At 44.8% G+C, this 13,979-nt stretch carries 14 protein-coding genes; 4 read left to right on the top strand and 10 right to left on the bottom strand.

Annotated features, from left to right (window positions below; translation table 11 throughout):
• Positions 1–3: 3 nt before the first annotated feature.
• Positions 4–696: a 7-cyano-7-deazaguanine synthase QueC gene (gene queC, locus A3IK_RS0103825; protein WP_020558652.1), complete on the top strand. Its 693-nt coding sequence runs from the start codon at positions 4–6 to the stop codon at positions 694–696.
• Between the two features lie 202 nt (positions 697–898).
• On the opposite strand, the gene A3IK_RS0103830 is transcribed toward queC, so the two are convergent.
• From A3IK_RS0103830 to A3IK_RS0103845, 4 genes are all read right to left on the bottom strand, one after another.
• Positions 899–1,396: a universal stress protein gene (locus A3IK_RS0103830; RefSeq protein ID WP_020558653.1), complete on the bottom strand. Its 498-nt coding sequence runs from the start codon at positions 1,394–1,396 to the stop codon at positions 899–901.
• 12 nt (positions 1,397–1,408) lie between these two features.
• Positions 1,409–2,692, bottom strand: coding sequence for a TRAP transporter large permease (locus A3IK_RS0103835; protein WP_020558654.1), 1,284 nt, complete (start codon positions 2,690–2,692; stop codon positions 1,409–1,411).
• The gene (locus A3IK_RS0103840; RefSeq protein ID WP_020558655.1) at positions 2,692–3,315 is read right to left on the bottom strand and encodes a TRAP transporter small permease; all 624 of its coding nucleotides are present in this window, start codon (positions 3,313–3,315) and stop codon (positions 2,692–2,694) included. Before A3IK_RS0103840 ends, A3IK_RS0103835 begins: the two co-directional genes overlap by 1 nt.
• A gap of 129 nt (positions 3,316–3,444) precedes the next feature.
• Positions 3,445–4,449, bottom strand: a complete 1,005-nt coding sequence (locus A3IK_RS0103845) for a TRAP transporter substrate-binding protein (RefSeq protein WP_020558656.1) — start codon at positions 4,447–4,449, stop codon at positions 3,445–3,447.
• 593 nt (positions 4,450–5,042) lie between these two features.
• Here A3IK_RS0103845 and A3IK_RS0103850 point away from each other — a divergent pair.
• Genes A3IK_RS0103850 through ampD form a run of 3 tightly spaced genes read left to right on the top strand, consistent with a single transcriptional unit; the run spans position 5,043 to position 6,378 of the window.
• A complete protein-coding gene (locus A3IK_RS0103850; protein WP_020558657.1) occupies positions 5,043–5,405 on the top strand; it encodes a lysozyme inhibitor LprI family protein in 363 nt (120 codons plus the stop codon).
• Between the two features lie 47 nt (positions 5,406–5,452).
• Entirely contained in the window at positions 5,453–5,788 is a 336-nt protein-coding gene (locus tag A3IK_RS20650; protein WP_083915657.1) for a thioredoxin family protein, read from the top strand.
• On the top strand, positions 5,788–6,378 hold the full coding sequence (gene ampD, locus A3IK_RS0103860) for a 1,6-anhydro-N-acetylmuramyl-L-alanine amidase AmpD (RefSeq protein ID WP_020558659.1): 591 nt from the start codon (positions 5,788–5,790) through the stop codon (positions 6,376–6,378). Before A3IK_RS20650 ends, ampD begins: the two co-directional genes overlap by 1 nt.
• A gap of 168 nt (positions 6,379–6,546) precedes the next feature.
• On the opposite strand, the gene der is transcribed toward ampD, so the two are convergent.
• The 6 genes from der to A3IK_RS0103890 all read right to left on the bottom strand — a co-directional run bounded on the left by der (position 6,547) and on the right by A3IK_RS0103890 (position 13,877).
• Positions 6,547–7,977, bottom strand: coding sequence for a ribosome biogenesis GTPase Der (gene der, locus A3IK_RS0103865; RefSeq protein ID WP_020558660.1), 1,431 nt, complete (start codon positions 7,975–7,977; stop codon positions 6,547–6,549).
• 57 nt (positions 7,978–8,034) lie between these two features.
• Positions 8,035–8,655, bottom strand: coding sequence for a Uma2 family endonuclease (locus tag A3IK_RS0103870; RefSeq protein ID WP_020558661.1), 621 nt, complete (start codon positions 8,653–8,655; stop codon positions 8,035–8,037).
• A gap of 57 nt (positions 8,656–8,712) precedes the next feature.
• On the bottom strand, positions 8,713–9,129 hold the full coding sequence (locus A3IK_RS0103875) for a MaoC family dehydratase (protein WP_020558662.1): 417 nt from the start codon (positions 9,127–9,129) through the stop codon (positions 8,713–8,715).
• Between the two features lie 152 nt (positions 9,130–9,281).
• Positions 9,282–10,955 carry an electron transfer flavoprotein-ubiquinone oxidoreductase gene (locus A3IK_RS0103880; RefSeq protein ID WP_211209405.1) on the bottom strand — a complete coding sequence of 558 codons (1,674 nt, stop codon included), beginning with the start codon at positions 10,953–10,955 and terminating at the stop codon, positions 9,282–9,284.
• 98 nt (positions 10,956–11,053) lie between these two features.
• The gene (locus tag A3IK_RS0103885; RefSeq protein WP_020558664.1) at positions 11,054–12,724 is read right to left on the bottom strand and encodes an AMP-binding protein; all 1,671 of its coding nucleotides are present in this window, start codon (positions 12,722–12,724) and stop codon (positions 11,054–11,056) included.
• A gap of 55 nt (positions 12,725–12,779) precedes the next feature.
• Positions 12,780–13,877: an RNA-guided endonuclease InsQ/TnpB family protein gene (locus A3IK_RS0103890; protein ID WP_020558665.1), complete on the bottom strand. Its 1,098-nt coding sequence runs from the start codon at positions 13,875–13,877 to the stop codon at positions 12,780–12,782.
• Positions 13,878–13,979: the final 102 nt, after the last annotated feature.

Here is a 13,979-nt window from a genome sequence, read left to right on the forward strand (position 1 = left end):
CGATTGAAGAAAGCGGTTGTACTGTTCAGTGGTGGGTTGGACTCCACCACTGTTTTGGCTCTGGTCAAAGCACGCGGGTATGAGGTTCATGCCCTATCGTTTAGTTATGGTCAACGTCACAGTGTTGAGTTAGAGATGGCACGGCGGGTTGCTGCTCATATGTCCGTCAGTAACCATAGCATTATTAATATCGACCCACAGGTATTTCAAGGCTCCGCCCTGACTTCTGCGCTTGAGGTTCCCAAAAATGCTCCGAATGAACCCATTGGGCAGGATATACCCATCACTTATGTACCCGCACGGAATACCATTTTTCTATCCTTTGCGTTGGGGCTAGCAGAAGTTATAGGAGCGGATGATATTTTTCTAGGGGTGAATGCGGTGGACTATTCAGGCTACCCTGATTGCCGCCCCGAATTCATTGCCGCTTATGAGCAAATGGCTAATCTAGCAACCAAAGCTGCCGTGCAAGGCCGACACATGACCATACACACGCCACTAGCGGGCATGAATAAGGCGATGATTGTGCAAGAGGGTATGGCACTACAGGTCGATTATTCACTCACCAGTAGCTGTTATGACCCCGCGCCAGATGGTCGCCCCTGTACGCGTTGTGATTCCTGTGTATTACGGGCAAAAGGTTTTGCGGAGGCGGGTTTGAAAGATCCGTTGTGGGTTAAATTTGGGCTAATTTAAGCATTACATCACATCGGTTAGGTAAAAAGCCCACCAGTATTTCTGGAGCAGTCTTGGCGGCATCAATGCCGCCTTGTAGCGTACAAGGACGTATTCACAGCGACTGCGGAAGACATACTGGTGGGCTCTTTGCTCACAGACTACTAAACTAAAGAGCGTAACAAGTCACACTTGTTACGCTTCATCTAGCAGAATACTTTTATTAACTATTACTATTCGGTACTAAGAGCACCGGAATTTTACTGTGCTGGGTTAAAGTACGCGCGGTAGAACCTAATAAAGAATGCTTAGGTTTACCATTTGCATGCGTGCCCATCACAATTAAGTCCACATTATGCGTTTCGGCATAATGCTTAATGACCTCGGCGGGGTCACCCGCACTCACCGCAATTTTGTCAATAATTTCGTCTCTATCATGTAAAATATCATCCTCTTCCTCGCAATACTTATCTAAGCGCTGGCGCATGGTATCGGCGACTTGGCTGAGGCTTTCCTGCTCGACATTGGAGATATTTTTCTCTGGCAAATACATCGATAAAATCGCGCGTCCGGTAGAACCTAAAGGCGCTATGACATGCAGCATAATAATTTTAGCTTTATGTATACGCGCCAAATTAATCGCTTGGCGAAATACCGGGCGTGTGTTAACGCCTAAATTCGTGGCATATAAAATCGTTTTAAATGGCCTTACTTCAGGCATGGTAAGTGACTCCTATATCAAACCCATTAACTGTGGTAACCATAGACTAATAGCGGGTATATAGGTTATTAACATTAAAAACGCTAACATGGTTAATAACCAAGGCCATACCGCTATTGTTAGTTCGGTAATACCCATTTTCGCAATCCCTGAAGCGACATATAAGTTCAAGCCTACAGGGGGGGTACACAAACCGATCTCCATATTGACCACCATAATAATCCCAAAGTGAATAGGGTCAATGCCTAATTTCATTGCCATAGGAAATAGAATCGGCGCAAAAATTAAGACGATACTCGAAGGCTCCATAAAGTTGCCTGCCATGAGTAATAAGATATTGACAATCAAGAGGAAAACAATAACGCCCATGCCTTGTGCTAACATCCAGTCTGCTAAGGATTGAGGAATATTTTCATTAGTCAAAATAAAGGAGAACATCACCGCATTGGTAATAATATAAAGCAGCATAGCCGACATGCTAGCGGAGTTTAACAGGACTTTAGGGACGTCTCTCAAACCCATATCTTTATACACAAATACCGCTATTACAAACGCATAGACCGCACTCATTGCTGCCGCTTCAGTCGGTGTAAAGAGGCCGGTATAAATCCCTCCCATCACGACTACAATCAAGAGTAAACCCCAAATGGAGTCCAAGAACGAGGTAAGACGCTGTTGAGTGCTCGCTTTAGGCTGACGGGGATAGTTAAACTTTTTCGCACGCCGCCAAGTGGTAAAACCTAAGAAACCCGCCAACATCGCGCCCGGAATCACGCCCGCCATAAACAAAGCTCCTACTGAGCTATTGGTGGCGACCGCGTACATGACCATGACAATAGAGGGCGGAATCAAAATCCCTAAACCACCTGAGGTGGTAATAACACCGGCACCGAAATCTTTAGGGAAGCCCGCTTTTAGCATCGCGGGTAATAAAATTGCACCAATAGCCACAACGGTAGCAGGACTAGAACCAGAGACAGCGGCAAAAAGCGCACACGCCACCACGCCCGCTAAGCCTAAGCCACCATACCAATGCCCTACCATAGAGGAGGCAAAATTGATCATGCGTTTAGCGACCCCGCCGTGGGTCAAGAAATTACCCGCCAAGATAAAGAAGGGAATCGCCATAATTTCAAATTTTTCAATCCCCGTGAATAGCTTTAACGCTACCGCCTCAACGGGCACCGAACTCATGGTGAATAAAAAGGTTAATACGGTAAGCCCCAATGCAATCGAAATGGGCATGCCCGTCAGCATAAGAACCGTCAATAAACCAAAAATGACTAATGCACTCATTATTTACGCCCCACTTTAATTTCTAAGGGTTCCGTTTCCTCTAAACCGTCGACATGACCGTGATCATGATGCGGTAAATCGCCCGTTTTTAAGAAAGTGATAAACACCTGTATAAAGCGAAAACACATGAGCGTAGACCCCAAAGGCACGGCTAAATACACCGCCCAAGTAGGCCATTCCAGATCGGGTGTAGTAGGCCCCTCGTAATACTCCCCAGTTTCTAAGCCAAAGGTCGTGAGTGTGGTATACGCCAGACCATTTTCCCATACCAAACGTCCGCCTAAGATCGCTACTGTTGCGGTAAACAAAATACAAGCGCCCAAGGCAAAAAAAGTTGTAAGACGACGTTTATCAGCCGATAAACGATTGACTAAGACATCAACGCCCACATGAATACCTTGGCGTACCCCATAGGCTGCACCAAATTTAGCCATCCAGACGAATAAAATAATGCACAGCTCTTGTGCCCAGCTCAGATTGATCTTTAGCAATCCATCTTGCAGCGCACCTAGAGACGACATACCAGAGGTGTAACGATGCACAACGGCAACAAAAATAACTAACGTAGCCGCTGCAATCAAAAAGGTAATAAAGATTTCTTCCAGACGATCAAGCCATTTCATAGTGGCCTCCTCCATAGCAAGCTTTAATAATCACACTCCAACTAATTAGCGGATAATTAGCTGGAGTGGAGAAACTTGAAGCGATTATGAGCTACCTGCAACAGGGACACAGGTAGCAAAGAACATTAACTATTTAGCGGGATCAAAACCAGTCGTAGTATAAATAGAGTCAATTAACTCTTTGCCAATACGATCAGACATTTCAGCATGCACAGGCGCTAGGGCTTTTTGCATGGCCTTAACTTCATCTTCAGTTGGGGTATAAATTTCTGTTTTACCTGACGCTTTAACCGCTTCTAGTGATTTGTCATTTTCCTCTTTAGCGATTTGGTTGGCATAGTCAGTCGCCTCTTTTAAAGCTTCTTCTAAACCTGTACGTACGGCAGGATCTAACTTTTCCCAAAAACCTCTATTAGCAATCACGGCATAACCTAAATAACCATGATTCGTTAAACTGACATGCTTTTGCACTTCATGCATTTTTTGGGTGTAGAGATTAGACGGTGGGTTTTCAGTCCCATCCACAACGCCGGTTTGTAGGGCTTGATAGGTTTCAGAGAATGGCATGACTTGAGGATTAGAGCCCAATGCACGCATTTGCGCCTCTAATACTTTAGAGGACTGAATACGCATTTTTAAGCCTTTGTAATCATCTGGCATTTTTAAAGGCTTATTAGCACTCATTACTTTAAAGCCATTATCCCAGTAAGCCAGACCTTTCACGCCTTTTTTCTCAAGCTTGTCTAATAAACTCTTACCCACCTCACCTTCAGTAACTTTGTGTAGGTCTTCATAGTTACGGAAAATATACGGGAGATCAAAGACTTCAAACTCTTTTACCCCTAATGGGCCAAATTTAGCTAAGGAGGGGGCTAACATTTGTACAGCACCCATTTGCAGCGCTTCCATTTCCTCTTTATCTTTATACAGTGTGCTATTAGGGTAAACCTCGATTTTTACCGCACCATTGGTTTTGGCTTCGGCTAATTCTTTAAACTTTTCAGCCGCTTTACCTTTTGGAGTATCGGGTGCAACCACATGGCTAAACTTAATCATGATAGGATCAGCCGCTTGAGCTGATAAAGCAGCCACGCCAAACACTACAGCTACTGCCAAACTTACTAAAGGTTTCATCACTCTCTCCATTTTAAACGGTTTGTGTCACTTACTTAACCGGACTATTATTAAAGGAAAGGTAGGCGTTTGACTAGCCTTACCGCTAAATTTATTTAATCCGTCAATACTAATCAATGACTTATATAGCAACCTGACGATAGAATGCTAAATACTCGCGCAAAATGGTGAAAATAAATGCCTGCCACCGCCTTGTTCACCTAGATTACCGCCTTGTTCACCTAGATTCTTGTCTATTACATTGAATGCGAATATTAACTACTTAATACTCATCCCATAAAAATTTAAGACACTAACCCTCTTTTTAAATTTTAAGCACTATAATCTAGATTCAAATCCAACGAACCCTTTACTGTTAAGTAGGTATACCAAAGTAATTGAGTATTTCTGGAGCAGTCTTGGCGGCAGGGATGCCACCTTGTAGCGTACAGGGAGGTATTATTCGGCGCGTCCTTGCGCCTCTCAAGCTGGCGTGAAAAATCGTTCCTGACGATTTTTTCACAGCGGCGGAAGAAATATTCGATTACTTTGGCTCAAGTACTGACTCAGTATTCATTACAGATCACAACATATAGCAATTAATAGGAACGATTATGCGTATACTATGGGGCGGACTTTTATGGTTAACATTAAGCAGCTACGCAGGAGCCGCCAACCTCAATTGTACCGAGATTGAAAAATTCTCTGATGATGACTCCGCCATCGACCTGTGTCTAAAACAAGCGAATGACACTCTCAATAGAAATTATGAGCAATTACAAAAGCGCTATAAAACGAGTCGGGAAAAATCAACCGCTCTACTCAATATGCAAATTGCGTGGTTAGCCTTACGTGAAGCCCAATGCGATCTCGCCGGCTATAATGCTCAAACCAAGAATAGTTTAATGCGCACCGCACAACGTTGTGTCGTTAAGATGACGCTAAAACGTGCCCATGAATTAAGGGAAATGCCATAAAACTTATTTTATACTGTGCTGCTTAATACAACTCTTGTACCTTGACGATGCTGCCAACTATCACGGATTTAAACTTTTACGCTGTACTCGCCGAGCATCCTGATCCCACCTTAATACTCGTGACAGCACCCCACTGTGGCGCTTGTCAGGTATTAAGACAGGCGCTATCACACTCAACTCTCGCAAATGCTATGCCGATTTTTGAGCTAGACGCCGTGCATAATTCTAGCATTGTACAAGAGTTGGAAATTTTCCATTTGCCCGCCCTGTTTTTGTATGTCAATGGTGAGTTTCACGCCGAGCTACGCACTGAACCTAAACCACGGGCGATTCAACAGGCGTTAGAACATGCCCTCACCCAACCGGCAGAGGAAGCACCTTAATGATTGATACCCAAACGGGCTTATATAGCTTAGCCCGTCAATGTCCTTCACCCAATCACGATGAACGTCCTGCAGGGTGTGTGCCTGATTTAATCGTGCTGCACAATATTAGCCTACCGCCTTATGAGTTTGGTGGGAATTGGATTGATCAACTCTTTACCAATCAGCTTGATCCTAATGCTCACCCTTTCTTTGCCACTATTACCCATTTACGGGTGGCGAGTCATCTCTTGATTCGTCGTCAAGGCGAAGTCGTGCAATATGTCCCCTTTCATCAAAGAGCTTTTCATGCGGGGGTATCCCGTTATCAAGGGCGTGAGCGTTGTAATGATTTTTCTATTGGGATTGAAATCGAGGGGACAGATTTTGAGCCTTTTACAGAAGCACAGTATTTAGCACTAGAGGCTTTATTACCCGAATTAGTCGAGGCTTATCCCACCTTAAGCCTTAAGCATATTACCGGGCATGAGCATATCGCCCCCGGACGTAAAACCGATCCAGGGCCTTATTTTGATTGGGCACGCTTATCTAAACGCTTAGGTGTCACATTACCCGCTGATGCAGGCAATGTATTGGGACATTTTGCCTAAGTAGCCCCTAAAAAGTAGTCGAGTATTACCGCCACAGTCGCTGTGAAAAAATCGTCAGGAGCGATTTTTCACGCCAGCTTGAGAGGCGCAAGGACGCGCCGAATAATAAATCCCTGCCGCCAAGACTGCTCCGGTAATACCCGACTACTTTTAGTCGTTAACAGATACTTATTTTGAATTCTTTTTAATAAATTTCATCAGGCGCTTTTTCTTATGAATCTGACGTGGCGTTAGAGTATTACGCTTGCCTTCATAAGGATTTTCGCCGGTTTTAAACTCTAGTTTAACCTGAGTTCCTTTGAGTTTTAGCGTTTTGCGGAAATAGTTAATCAGATAGGTCTCATAGCTAGGCGGTATTTTCTCGGTCTGATTACCGTGAATAATAATTAAAAACGGGTTGCTGCCCCCCTGATGCGCATAGCGCAATTTAATTCGGCGTCCATTGATAATAGGCGGCTGATGCATACGTAAAGCGGTTTCTAAAATACGGGTTAAACGTGAGGTAGGCACTTTGAGCATGGCAGAATCATAGGCTTCTAATACCGACTTAAAGAGCAACCCTACTCCAGTACCATGCTTAGCGGAAATAAAATGCTTATCTGCAAAGTCTAAAAAGGGTAGTTTTAGTTCTAATTGATGCTTAATCAAATCACGCTGTTCGGTATCAATACCATCCCATTTATTAATGGCTAAGACTAAGGCTCGCCCCGCATCAATGATCATCCCTAATAATGTAGCATCCTGATCGGTAATCGCATCATGCGCATCCACTAGCATAATCACCACGTGGGCCGCTTGAATAGCTTCCATCGTTTTGATAATACTAAACTTTTCTACCGTTTCACTTACCCGACTGCGGCGACGCATCCCGGCGGTATCAATGAGTGTATAAGCTTGCTCATCACGCTCAAAGGGGATAAAAATACTGTCTCGTGTCGTACCGGGCTGATCAAAGGCAATAACGCGCTCTTCACCTAAAATACGATTGACTAAGGTTGATTTACCTACATTAGGTCGTCCAACAAAGGCAATTCTAATCCGCCCCTCGGTATCGACTTCATTACCCTCCTCATCCAATAAGGGTGGTAATTCCTCTGCCACTTCAGGCTCAGGAAACGCCTCTAAAATCTCCTCAATCATCGAGGTCACACCACGATTATGGGCTGCTGCAATGGTAAATACATTAGTAAAACCAAAGCCATAAAACTCAGAAGCAGCTTGATCTGCATCAATACGGTCGATTTTATTGATAACTAGGAACACAGGCTTATTGCTGACACGCAATAAATCCGCAATCATTTCATCCGCCCCGGTGCGCCCGTGTTTACCATCCACGATAAACAGTACGGCATCGGCTTCAGCAATCGCTGCTTTACTTTGCTTCGCCATGTGTTCATCAATGCCGACTTCTTCGCCACTTAAGCCGCCAGTGTCAATGACATGATATTCTCGCTCATCCAACTCGCCCAAACCATATTTACGGTCACGAGTTAAACCCGGGAAATCCGCTACTAGCGCATCACGCGAGCGAGTCAGGCGATTAAATAAAGTAGATTTACCCACATTTGGGCGACCGATGAGAGCAAGAACTGGTTTCATGACAGAGGTTTATTCAAATAAGTAACATCAAGCGCGAGAGGATACCACAAAGTGGAACTAAAGCGCTGTGCTATCTGAGTTTGGTTCTAGTGGTTCATCAAACTCCGCTAAAAACGCCCAGTCTATCGTTAAGTCATTGAAGGTGATCACCCTACTCACCTCATCCATCCCTAACATCAAAGGCTTACCATATTTTCCCTGTGCATCCAGCACATAAATCATCACCCAACGCTCCTCAGGATGGACAATCCAATATTCTTTAACACCATGTTTTTCGTATAACTCGCGCTTGAGATTCATATCTTTAAGCGCTGTTGAGGTCGATAGCACCTCAATAATCCAATCGGGAGCACCACGACAACCACGCCGATCTAGTTTAGTTTTATCACAAACCACCACTATATCAGGCTCTACAACCGTATCGGTTTTGTCATCGGATTGATTAGGTTTAGGTAAACGCACGGCAAAGGGCGCAACATAAGCTCTGCAATTTGCATTTTGCGCTTTGAGATAGTCACGGATTTGTCCACCCACCTCAAAAACCACTGCTTGATGAATACGCAAAGGAGCCGTCATAGCATAGGCAGTACCCTCTATTAACTCCCAACGCTCCTCTTCAGGCCAACATTGGTAATCAGCATAGGTGTAAGTTCGTGCTAATTTCTCAGCGGTTGCCATAGCTAAACCTCCGTGATTGAGTACTTTGACTATAGCATAGGGCAAATAGTAAAAAACTTAGGCCTTTTTCAACCACGGCACATACATCACGGCCTCACCTTGTATCAATACTTTGCCATCCTTATCGGTACAGGTGGTTTTTAAGGTTACAATCGGCTTACCTTCACGAATACTGGTAATTTCCACCGTTGCGGTGACATCCGTATTCAAATAGACAGGGGCTTTAAAGTTCAGATTTTGGGTCATGTAAATGGAACCATGGCCGGGTAGTTCTTCACCTATTAAGCCTGAAAACATACTCCCCACCAACATACCATGCACAATACGCTGCTTAAATTGGGTCGTTGCAGCAAATGCCTCATCGAGATGTACCGGATTATGGTCTGTAGATAAATCGGCAAAGATACGAACATCTTGATCGGTAAACTGACGTGTCACCGATACCTTATCACCTACTTTTAACTCTCTTGGCATAAATTATTCCTTAAGTTTTCTAGGCCGAATAGTTGAAAAGCAAAGGGATGTTTCTGGAGCAGTCTTGGCGGCAGGGATGCCGCCTTGTAGCGTACATGGATGTATTTACAGCGACTGTGGAAGAAATGTCCCTTTGCTTTTTGCCCAGCGACTTACATATTCGGGTAGTTCGGCCCACCACCGCCCTCTGGTGTGACCCATGTAATATTCTGCGCGGGATCTTTAATATCACAGGTTTTGCAATGTACGCAATTCTGAGCATTAATTTGTAAACGTACCCCGCTCGCATCCTCTACTACTTCATAAACCCCTGCCGGACAATAACGCTGGGCAGGTTCGGCATATTTAGGCAAATTCGACTGAATAGGAATAGTTGGATCTTTTAAACGCAGATGACAAGGTTGGTCTTCTTCGTGATTGGTATTCGACAAAAATACTGAAGTCAGCTTATCAAAACTCAATTTACCATCCGGTTTAGGGTACGCAATGGGCTTACACTCGCTCGCAGGCTTTAAACGGGTATGATCGGGATGATTATCTCGTAAGGTAATAGGTAACTTACCTTTAAACCAATTTTGATCTAGGTAATTAAAAGCGCCACCCAATAAAGCGCCGTATTTATGTAAAGCAGGGCCAAAATTACGCGAAGACTCTAATTCATCATACGCCCACGAATGTTTAAAGCGCTCGGCATAGCCAGTTAAATCTTTACCACCCTCATCACCACTTTGTAGGGCAGCAAAAACCTCTTCAGCCGCTAACATGCCGGTTTTCATAGCGGTGTGAGTGCCTTTGATTTTGGAGAAATTCAAAGTACCCGCCTCACAACCGATTAATAAGCCTCCCGGAAAAGTCATTTTAGGCAGAGCATTAAAGCCGCCCTTGGTAATCGCACGCGCCCCATAAGCCACCCGCTTACCACCTGTTAGCGTGTCTGCTATGACAGGGTGGTGCTTAATACGCTGAAACTCATCATAAGGGCTTAAGTAAGGATTAGAATAATTAAGATCCACAATCAAGCCGACTACGACCTGATTATTCTCAGTGTGATAGAGGAAAAAGCCGCCCCCTGTGCCACCGGGCAATGCCCAATTTTCTAAAGGCCAACCGGAGCCATGCACCACTTTGCCCGCCTGATGCTTAGCAGGGTCAACATCCCATAACTCTTTAATACCTAAGCCATAGTGCTGAGCATCGGCGTTTTCATCGAGCTTAAATTGTTGATATAGACGCTTACCTAAATGGCCACGACTCCCCTCGGCAAAGAGGGTATATTTAGCCACCAGCTCCATACCCGGTGTGAAGCTATCTTTAGGCTCACCATCCGCCCCTATGCCCATATCGCCGGTTTGAATACCCCGTACACTACCATCCTCATGATACAAAATTTCACTCGCGGCAAAGCCGGGGAACACATCCACGCCTAAACTTTCAGCCTGTTCGGCTAACCAGCGACATACATTCGCAAGGCTAACAATATAGTTACCCTGATTGTGCATAGTAGCTGGAATAAACGCATGCGGTAATTTAGTAGCGGCGGTTTCATTACGCAGTAGATAAAGCTCATCCTCGGTCACAGGGACATTGAGTGGCGCACCCATTGCTTTCCAATCAGGGAATAGCTCATCCAGGGCGCGACTTTCAATCACTGCACCCGACAAAATATGAGCACCTACCTCCGAACCCTTCTCGACTAAGCACACACTTAGTTCTTGATTCGCTTCATTGGCTAATTGTTTCAGGCGGCAAGCAGCGGCAAGTCCCGCAGGCCCTCCTCCAACAATCACCACATCAAACTCCATTGTGTCGCGTTCAATTATGCTCATACTGACTCTCTCTGGGTTCTGGCTCAGCATTTATGCTTAAGTAGATAACAAGCGGCAAGCACTTATTGGTAAAAATAAATACTTGCCTTTTGCCTAGTTCATGATAAATGACGCAGCTCTTTGCGTAAGATCTTACCTACATTGCTTTTTGGTAAACTATCGACAAACACGATTTGTTTCGGGCGTTTATAACTGGTCAATAATTCACGGCAGTGCTGCTGCACTTCCTCTACCGTGAGGCTAGGGTCTTTTTTGACAATAAAGGCTTTGACTATTTCACCGGAATGCTCATCCTTCACCCCAATCACACCCGATTCTAAAATCTTGGGATGCGCAGCCAATACATCCTCGATCTCATTGGGATAGACATTAAAGCCCGATACCAGCACCATATCTTTGAGGCGGTCGACTAATTTCACAAAGCCATCCTCATTAATAATCGCCACATCGCCCGTCTTAAGCCAGCCGTCGGCGGTTAATACCTTAGCGGTTTCGGTTGGGCGCTGCCAATACTCACGCATGACTTGCGGACCCCGTATCCATAACTCACCCGCTTCACCGATGTCTAGCTCCTTGCCCTCTAAATCACGCACGGAAATGTCGGTCGAGGATAAAGGCAAGCCAATCATGCCATTATACTCGGTCAACGTGACTGGATTAATACACACTGCGGGCGAGGTTTCAGTTAAGCCATAGGCCTCTAATAACACCACCCCGGTTAATGCCTTCCAACGTTTAGCTACCGCTTCTTGTACCGCCATTCCCCCGCCTAACGCTATTTTAAGCTTAGAGAAATCTACCTGCTCAATCCCTTTGGAGTTAAGCAATAGATTAAATAAGGTGTTTACTCCGGTAATAAACGTAAAGGGCTGACGTTTTAAATCTTTGAGAAAAGTAGGCACATCACGCGGATTCGTGACTAAAATATTATGCGCCCCCAGTTCTACGGCAAATAAAGCATTAGCGGTTAAGGCAAACACATGATACAGCGGTAGGGCGGTAATGAAAGTTTCTTTGCCCTCTTCCAGATAATGCCCCACCCAGCTTGAGGCCTGTAGTAAATTGGCAATCATATTACGATGGGTTAATACCGCTCCCTTAGCTACCCCAGTCGTTCCCCCCGTATATTGCAAAAAGGCAATATCCTCTTGTGTCACTGGTGGATCTTGATAAGTCGCTAACTGCTGCTTACCTAGCTTTAATGCCTGCTTTAGCTTGATGGCCTGTGGTAAAGAAAACGGTGGAACCATTTTCTTAATATAACGCACCACAAAATTAACGAGTAAGGATTTAAAGCCCCCCATTAAATCACCGACCTCAGTCGTGATAATGGTTTTCACCTCGGTACGTGCGACTACTTTTTCTAGTACATGGGCAAAGTTCGCTATAATAATGATGGCTTTAGCGCCCGAATCTTTAAGCTGATGCTCTAACTCATTAGCGGTATAAAGAGGATTAGTATTCACCACCACTAAGCCTGCGCGTAGTGCACCAAATAAAGCAATCGGGTATTGCAATAAATTCGGCATCATAATCGCAATACGATCACCCGGCTTTAACTGCACCTCATGCGTTAAATAAGCCGCAAATTGACGGGTGAGCTCATCCGCCTGAGCATAGGTTAAAGTACTCCCCATATTGCTAAAAGCGGGTAAGGTACTAAATTGTTGCACACTGCGCTGAAACAGATCGACAATAGAACGATACTGATTCGGGTCAATGTCGGTGGGTACACCTTCTGGATAATGTTTAAGCCACACTTTTTCCATGATACGTCCTCCTCTTAGCGTTGTAATAATTAGTTATATTGACATCCTCCCCGACCTAAAGGACGGGGACTCCTACAGCTAGACGCTCATGTCCGAGCGCGAGAATGTTCTTAGCCGCATTGACATCTCTATCATGCACAGCTCCACACTCGGAGCAAGACCATTCTCTTATTCCAAGACCTACTCTACCTTTCGGACTATTAGGGCTTATACAGCCGCAACACGAGCAGGTTTGGGTGGTGTACGATTCATTGACTTCTAGAAACACCCCTGACCGCGCACTCGCTTTGTATTTCAGTTGTGTCTTGAGCATAAACCAGCCCGCATCTAAAACGCTCTTTGCCATTTTCGTTTTAGTTAGACCGGAACTGCTCACATTGCCAATGATGATTAAGCCGTTTGCTTTCACGACTTTATTGGAAAATTGATGGATAGCCTCTAAGCGCCTATTTTTGATCTGAGCGTGAAGCGCTTTTACCCGTTTCTTTTGCTTAGCTCTCTGAGCTTTACCTAGTGTTGGTTCTAGTTCACGATAGAAATCACCACTCTCTAATTTATCCCCATTGCTACAGGTCGCAGTGTCTTTCAATCCTAGGTCAATACCTACTTCACCCGTAGCAGTCGATTCAATGTTGGGTACTTCCACGACAATATTGAAGTACCAACGGCCTCGTGCCTCTTGGGAAAAGCTACCTGAGCGAAACTCGTATTGCGCGAGGTTGTAGCTATCCCAAACACCAAAGAAATGCCCAGCATATCTGACTTGTCCATTCTTCCAAACCACAGCACCTTTTTTAAACGGTACCCAGCCTAAGGAACGTTTAGAACCACTGGATACCCGCCAACGCAGTTTGCTTTTCTTGAATTGCTTACGGGCTTTTTCATGAACGGCTATCGTTTCTTGAACCGTGCTAGAGTGAATCATAAAGCCTCGTTCGGCTTTCATACCTTTGAGGTCTTTTTGTAGATCGTAGGCGCTGAGATAGAGTGAGTGAAAACCAAACTCCGGAATGAAAAAATGTGAATAATAGGCGGTTTCTTCATTCGCTACATTCCAGACCTGATTCACCTCATAGGCCATACGCTCAAGAATAGCTTTATGTTTATCCTTGATGCGAACTTTGAGAGTTTTGAGGTGAGTGGATGATTTCATGATGTTGATTATACTACAAAAGGTGCTAACTGCTATTACTGGTAGTACTACCTTTCATCGGCTGTCGCCGATCGCCTTATATCCCCTAGCTGAAGCAAGAGG

This window comes from Thiofilum flexile DSM 14609, assembly GCF_000380185.1.
GTDB lineage: Bacteria > Pseudomonadota > Gammaproteobacteria > Thiotrichales > Thiotrichaceae > Thiofilum > Thiofilum flexile.

What these genes read in the sequence shown, in the direction of transcription:
- A3IK_RS0103845 (WP_020558656.1), bottom strand. Translation starts at nt 4,449, where the DNA reads ATGAAACCTTTAGTAAGTTTGGCAGTAGCTGTAGTGTTTGGCGTGGCT.
- A3IK_RS0103880 (WP_211209405.1), bottom strand. Translation starts at nt 10,955, where the DNA reads ATGAGCATAATTGAACGCGACACAATGGAGTTTGATGTGGTGATTGTT.
- A3IK_RS20650 (WP_083915657.1), top strand. Translation starts at nt 5,453, where the DNA reads ATGCTGCCAACTATCACGGATTTAAACTTTTACGCTGTACTCGCCGAG.
- der (WP_020558660.1), bottom strand. Translation starts at nt 7,977, where the DNA reads ATGAAACCAGTTCTTGCTCTCATCGGTCGCCCAAATGTGGGTAAATCT.
- A3IK_RS0103835 (WP_020558654.1), bottom strand. Translation starts at nt 2,692, where the DNA reads ATGAGTGCATTAGTCATTTTTGGTTTATTGACGGTTCTTATGCTGACG.
- A3IK_RS0103870 (WP_020558661.1), bottom strand. Translation starts at nt 8,655, where the DNA reads ATGGCAACCGCTGAGAAATTAGCACGAACTTACACCTATGCTGATTAC.
- A3IK_RS0103890 (WP_020558665.1), bottom strand. Translation starts at nt 13,877, where the DNA reads ATGAAATCATCCACTCACCTCAAAACTCTCAAAGTTCGCATCAAGGAT.
- A3IK_RS0103875 (WP_020558662.1), bottom strand. Translation starts at nt 9,129, where the DNA reads ATGCCAAGAGAGTTAAAAGTAGGTGATAAGGTATCGGTGACACGTCAG.
- A3IK_RS0103830 (WP_020558653.1), bottom strand. Translation starts at nt 1,396, where the DNA reads ATGCCTGAAGTAAGGCCATTTAAAACGATTTTATATGCCACGAATTTA.
- A3IK_RS0103885 (WP_020558664.1), bottom strand. Translation starts at nt 12,724, where the DNA reads ATGGAAAAAGTGTGGCTTAAACATTATCCAGAAGGTGTACCCACCGAC.
- A3IK_RS0103850 (WP_020558657.1), top strand. Translation starts at nt 5,043, where the DNA reads ATGCGTATACTATGGGGCGGACTTTTATGGTTAACATTAAGCAGCTAC.
- A3IK_RS0103840 (WP_020558655.1), bottom strand. Translation starts at nt 3,315, where the DNA reads ATGAAATGGCTTGATCGTCTGGAAGAAATCTTTATTACCTTTTTGATT.
- ampD (WP_020558659.1), top strand. Translation starts at nt 5,788, where the DNA reads ATGATTGATACCCAAACGGGCTTATATAGCTTAGCCCGTCAATGTCCT.